Raw genomic sequence first — 2,852 nt, forward strand, 5'->3', positions numbered from 1 at the left:
ACTTTAAACCAATAAAAAGGCCGTCTAAACACGATTCAGACGGCCTGAAATTAAAATACGAGAAGCAAACTCCGTTATGGCAAAGTCTATATAAATAAACAAAAAAGGCCGTCTGAAATCATCTTTCAGACGGCCTCTATTTCAGGTTTTAGCCCCGATTCGAGCCTTTAACCATATCCATCAAAAACAATCGACAATCCAAGTTGCCATTGAACAGTGGAATCTTACGCTTCGGAGAAAGGCGCATAAATTTCGGCATATCGCGATCGCCGGTCAACATTCCGGCAAGCCAGCCTGCGTAATGCTGTTTCAACCATGTGCCCAGTTGAGGATAAAGCGCCTGTAAAGCCTGAATTTCGGCAAGACGCACGCCATAAGGCGGATTGGAAATCATAATGCCGTGTTCGCCGTTTGGTCGTGCAGCCTGCGCATCTTGCACGTCAAAGCGGATGAAATTATCCACTTCGGCGGCTTGGGCATTGGCCAATGCGGCACGGATCATATAACGGTCGTTGTCGCTGCCGGAAATTGGCGCGGCGGCCGGTTTGATTTGTTTTTCAGCCTCACGGCGCAGGGCTTGCCATTTTTCTTTGTCGAAGTTTTGCAGTTTTTCAAAACCGAAACGGCGCATCAAGCCCGGCGCACGGTGTGTCGCAATCCATGCAGCCTCAATGACAATCGTGCCGCTGCCGCAAAACGGGTCTTGGAAAGGCTGCGTACCGTCATAGCCTGCCAAAAGCAGCAAACCTGCCGCCAAATTCTCTCTCAATGGCGCTTCGCCGGTATCCTGACGATAGCCGCGCTTGAAGAGAGCTTCGCCGGAAGTATCGATAAAGATTTCCACATTGCGCTCATCGATAAAGGCATGAATGCGGATATCGGGGTTGATTTTGCCCACGCTCGGACGCGCATCATAAATATCCCGGAAGGCATCACAGACGGCATCTTTGATCTTTAAACCGACAAAATCCAGGCTTTTCACATTGGCGCGCTTGCCTTCAACTTTAACTTTGAAGGTCTGCTCCAGCTTAAACCAACCTGTCCAATGCAGATTTCGTGCCAGTTTGTAGATATCGTGTTCGTTGCGATAACCGCCTTTGGTCAAGCGCAGCAAAACACGGCTGGCAACGCGCGAATGCAGGTTGATGCGATACACCTGCTCCATCGTGCCTTTACATGCCACACCGCCGTCAACAGCACGGATATCCTGACATGCCATGTTTTCAAGTTCCTGCGTCAAAGGTGCTTCCAAACCGCGAGGACAAGTGATAAAAAGTGAATAAACCGTCATATAAAACCTTTCCGGGTAGAGCTATCCGAACCACTCGGATAACAAATAAAAACAATATTATAGCCGAAAAACCAAAGGCCGTCTGAAACTTCAGACGGCCTTTGAACAAAGCTTGCTTAGTGATCCAAACTGTCGGTTTCAACCTTAACCGCTTTATCGGTTTTGTCTTCCGGCAACACCAAGTTCAACAATACCGCCATAATACCGCCGGCAGAAATTGAATTTTGGAACAATACCGGCAGGTTTTTGAACACTTCCGGTTCAAACGCCACGCCCAAACCCAAACCGACAGAAGTAGCCGCGATGACCGCTTCACGACGGCGAATACCGTGGCTGACCAAAATCCGCACACCAGCAATCGCAATCAGGCCGAACATCAACACCATCGCACCACCCAAAACCGGACTCGGAATCGTGGTAAACGCGCGGCCGATAACAGGGAACAAGCCCAACAATACCAAAATCGCCGCAATATATTTGCCCACATGGCGCGAAGCCACGCCGGTCATTTGAATCACGCCGTTGTTTTGCGCAAAAGTAGTCAAAGGCAAAGAGCCCAACGCAGTCGCAATCACAGACACCAAACCATCTGCCAATACGCCGCCGCGCAGACGTTTGGTGTATTCCTCACCCTCGATCGGCTGCTCGGAGACCATCGCAGTCGCCGTCAAATCGCCAACTGCCTCAAATACGCTCAACAAGAAAATCGCACCGGCAACGATAAACGCGTGCCAATCAAATGCAAAACCATATTTAAACGGAACAGGCAGGGTAATCAGCGGCAGGTTTTGCAGGGCGGAAAAATCTACTTTGCCCAAAAACAGCGCAACAATATAACCGACAATCAACCCCACTGCGATACCGCTCATACGCAGCAATGGATTTTTCAAGCAGTTGAAAACCAATACAATCAGCAACACCAGCGATGCCAAACCCAAGTTTTCCATCGAGCCGAACGTACCGTCTGCTTTCGCGCCGAAGCCGCCGCCGAAATCGGTAATGCCGACATGTACCAAGCTCAAACCAATCAACATGACGACCACACCGCTTACAGTCGGCGTAATCACTTTTTTCAAATAAGGCAAAAGCCAAGCGGAGAAGCACACCAAAAACGCGCCGACAAAGGACACGCCCAAAAGCGTTGAAATCATCACATCTTCAGTCAAGCCGCCCTCTTTCATACCGGTACCGAGCGCAATCATCACGGTAACAAAAGAGAAGTTGACCGACTGAATCGACAACATACCCGAACCGACCGGCCCGAAACGGTTGACCTGCAAATAAGTACCGACACCGGAAGCCACCATTGCCATTGACACCAAATAAGCCGTCATTTCAACCGGCAGCTCCAACGCCCCGCCGACAATCAGTGCCGGAGTAATCATCGGAACAAAAATCGCCAGAAGGTGCGTAACCGCACTCAACAACGCATTCCCAAACGGCGGCTTGTCTTCCAAACCATAAACCAAATCAAGCGATTTCGCCTGTTTTTCAGTCATTCCGGCCATGTTAAACCTTCTCTCAAGAATCGTTAAAAAATATTAAGATGTGTATTTTAACT

General features: G+C 49.4%; 2 protein-coding genes. Both read right to left on the reverse strand.

Translation table 11 applies throughout. The features are described 5' to 3' along the window. Nucleotides 1-148 precede the first annotated feature (148 nt). Entirely contained in the window at nucleotides 149-1,291 is a 1,143-nt protein-coding gene (locus ACTHUT_RS17095; RefSeq protein WP_070630972.1) for a THUMP domain-containing class I SAM-dependent RNA methyltransferase, read from the reverse strand. A gap of 116 nt (nucleotides 1,292-1,407) precedes the next feature. Then, on the reverse strand, nucleotides 1,408-2,799 hold the full coding sequence (locus ACTHUT_RS17100; RefSeq protein ID WP_003683421.1) for a nucleobase:cation symporter-2 family protein: 1,392 nt from the start codon (nucleotides 2,797-2,799) through the stop codon (nucleotides 1,408-1,410). Nucleotides 2,800-2,852: the final 53 nt, after the last annotated feature.

Source organism: Neisseria sp. P0022.S010 (genome assembly GCF_051956635.1).